This window comes from Amycolatopsis sp. SID8362 (assembly GCF_010550475.1).
Taxonomy (GTDB): domain Bacteria; phylum Actinomycetota; class Actinomycetes; order Mycobacteriales; family Pseudonocardiaceae; genus Amycolatopsis; species Amycolatopsis eburnea.
In genome coordinates, this window is record NZ_JAAGNB010000793.1 from 1 (window position 1) to 3,003 (window position 3,003).

Sequence of the window (3,003 nt, forward strand, 5' to 3'; positions counted from 1 at the left end):
GCCGCGCGGCCGGTGCTGGAGCACCACGTGCGGGCCCGCGTCGCCGCGCTGCCGAACGTGGAGTTCCTGGCGGGCCACGACATCGCCGGCCTCGCGGCGACCGCGGACGGGAGCCGGGTGACCGGCGTCCACGTCCAGGAACGCGCCGGAGGCAGCACCCCGCGGCGCCTCGACGCCGACCTCGTCGTCGACGCCACCGGCCGCGGCTCGCGGGCTCCCAAGTGGCTGAGCGCGCTGGGCTACCCGGAAGTGCCCGTGGAGCGCGTCAAGGTCGACCTGGCGTACACGAGCCGCCGCTACCGGCTGCGCGCGAACCCGTTCACCGACGAGCAGTCGATCAACGTGATCGCCACGCCGGGCCACCCGCGCGGGGCGTTCTTCCACACCCTCGGCGGCGACGAGTGCCTGCTGTCGCTCACCGGCCTGCTGGGCGACCACCCGCCGACGGACCCCGAAGGGTTCCTGGCGTACGCGAAGTCCCTGCCCGTGCCGGACGTCCACGACGCCATCGCGGACGCGGAACCGCTGACCGAACCCGTCTGCTTCCGCTTCCCGGCGAGCACGCGGCGCCACTACGAGCTGCTGCCGCGGGTCCCGGACGGCTTCCTCGTCGTCGGCGACGCGTTCTGCGTGTTCAACCCGGTGTACGGCCAGGGCATGACCGCGGCGGCGTTGCAGGCCCGGACACTGCGGCGGCACCTCGGCGGCACGCTCCGCCCCGCCGCGTTCTTCGCCGACGCGGCCCGCGTGATCGACGCGCCGTGGGAGATCGCGGCGGGCGGCGACCTGGCGTTCCCGGGCGTGACCGGCCGCCGCAGCGTCAAGACGCACCTCGGCAACGCCTACGTCGCCCGTGTCCAGTCCGCGGCGACGCGCGATGCCGAGGTGACGAACGCCTTCATGCGCGTCGCCGGCCTGATCGACCCACCGCAGGCTCTGATGCGGCCCCGCCTGGCGCTGCGCGTCCTGCGCGGCGCCCGGCGAGCCGCCCGGGACGACGACCAGCTCGCCGCTTAGAGCACGAAGCCCGCCGGGAACGGGTCCGCCGGGTCCAGCAGGTAGGTGGCGGTGCCGGTGATCCACGCCCGGCCCGAGAACTCCGGGATCACCGCCGGCACGCCGCCCACCTCGGTCTCCCCCACCAGTTCGCCGGTGAACGTCGTGCCGATGAACGAGCTGTTCTCGAACGGCGTGTGCAGCGGCAGCTCGCCGCGGGCGTGCAGCTGCGCCATCCGGGCGGACGTGCCGGTGCCGCACGGCGAGCGGTCGAACCAGCCGGGGTGGATGGCCATCGCGTTTCGCGACGCCCGCGCGTCCGAGCCCGGCGCGAGGAACTGGACGTGCTTGCAGCCGCCGATCAGCGGGTCCTCGGGGTGCTTCGGCGGCCGCTGCTCGTTGATCGCGGCCATGATGTCCAGGCCGGCGCCCAGGATCCGGTCCTTCTCGGCCCGGTCGAACGAGATGTCCACTTGGGACAGTTCGAGGATGGCGTAGAAGTTGCCGCCGTAGGCGAGGTCGTAGCGGACGTCGCCGAGGCCAGGCACGGAAACCACGGCGTCGCGCTCGGCGAGGAACGAAGCGACGTTGCGCAGCTTGACCCGTTCGGCGCGCCCGTCGCGGACGGTCACCTCGGCGTGCACCAGCCCGGCCGGGGTGTCCAGGCGCACCACGGTCACCGGCTCGGTCACCTCGACCATGCCGGTCTCCACCAGCACCGTCGCGACGCCGATCGTGCCGTGGCCGCACATCGGCAGGCAGCCCGACACCTCGATGTACACCACGCCCCAGTCCGCGTCGGCGCGGCACGGCGGCTGCAGGATCGCGCCGCTCATCGCGGAGTGACCGCGCGGCTCGTGCATCAGGAACTGCCGGATGTGGTCCAGCTCGGCCATGAAGTACCGCCGCCGCTCGGCCATCGTGGCGCCGGGGATCGGGGCGACGCCGCCGGTCACCACCCGCGTCGGCATGCCTTCGGTGTGCGAATCGACCGCGGTGATCGCGCGCGAGGACCGCATCTACGCCACCCCCAGCGCGGCCAGCGCGCGGCCCATGTCGGCGCGGACCTGCTCGCGGTGGACGTCCGAGAGCGGCCCGCGGGGTGGCCGGCACGGCCCGCCGTAGCGGCCGACCAGGTCCATGCCGAGCTTGATCGCCTGCACGAATTCGGTGCGCGAGTCCCAGCGGAACGCGGCCACCAGCGGCTCGTACAACGCCTTCGCTTCGTCGAGCTTGCCCGCGGTGGCGAGTTCGAAGAGGCGGACCGACTCGGCCGGGAAGACGTTGGGGAACCCGGCGAACCAGCCGGTCGCCCCCATCAGCAGGCTCTCCAGGACGACGTCGTCGGCCCCGCCGATCACGGCCAGTTCCGGCGCGCGCTCACGGATTTCCAGCACGCGCCGGACGTCACCGGAGAACTCCTTGACCGCCACGACGTTGTCGATCCGCGCGATCTCCGCGAGCAGGTCCGGCGTGAGGTCGACCTTGGTGTCGAAGGGGTTGTTGTAGACCATCACCGGCAGCCCGACCGAGGCGACGGCTTCGAAGTGCGCGAGCACCTCGCCGCGGTTGGCGCGGTAGAGCGTCGGCGGCAGGCACAGGACGCCGTCCGCGCCGTCCTCGGCCGCCGCCTCGGCCCAGTACCGCGCCTGGTGCGCGCCGGGGCCGTGCACCCCGACGACCACGAGGCCGTCGTCGCCGACGGCCTCGATCGCGGTGCGCGCGACGCGGCGCCGTTCTTCGTCGGTGAGGGAGGAGTACTCGCCGAGCGAGCCGTTCGGGCCGACCCCGCGGCAGCCGTTTTCGACCAGCCAGCGGCAGTGCTCGGCGTAGGCGTCGTAGTCGACGGCCAGCCCGGCGGGCGCGCGGTCGTCCGCCCGGTACGGCAGGGCGGCGGCGACGACCACGCCCCCGAGGTCACGGGTCTTCATGCCTCGTTCTCCTTCGCGTCGGCGAGCTCGCCCAGGCGGATCGGCTGGGCGATGGGACGGTGGTGGCGTTCGGCGG

At 73.6% G+C, this 3,003-nt stretch carries 3 protein-coding genes; 1 reads left to right on the forward strand and 2 read right to left on the reverse strand.

Features of this window, described 5'->3' with window-relative positions; genetic code table 11:
• A partial coding sequence (locus G3I65_RS24610) for an NAD(P)/FAD-dependent oxidoreductase (RefSeq protein WP_160698196.1) occupies positions 1–1,017 on the forward strand: 1,017 nt, incomplete at its 5' end.
• On the opposite strand, the gene G3I65_RS24615 is transcribed toward G3I65_RS24610, so the two are convergent.
• Both G3I65_RS24615 and G3I65_RS24620 read right to left on the reverse strand, forming a co-directional pair.
• Complete coding sequence (locus G3I65_RS24615; RefSeq protein ID WP_160698197.1) at positions 1,014–2,015, reverse strand: proline racemase family protein; 1,002 nt, start codon at positions 2,013–2,015, stop codon at positions 1,014–1,016. The genes G3I65_RS24610 and G3I65_RS24615 overlap by 4 nt on opposite strands.
• Complete coding sequence (locus G3I65_RS24620) at positions 2,016–2,927, reverse strand: dihydrodipicolinate synthase family protein (protein ID WP_160698198.1); 912 nt, start codon at positions 2,925–2,927, stop codon at positions 2,016–2,018.
• Positions 2,928–3,003 lie beyond the last annotated feature (76 nt).

Coding starts and splice junctions, on each gene's coding strand:
- G3I65_RS24615 (WP_160698197.1), bottom strand. CDS start 2,015: ATGCGGTCCTCGCGCGCGATCACCGCGGTCGATTCGCACACCGAAGGC.
- G3I65_RS24620 (WP_160698198.1), bottom strand. CDS start 2,927: ATGAAGACCCGTGACCTCGGGGGCGTGGTCGTCGCCGCCGCCCTGCCG.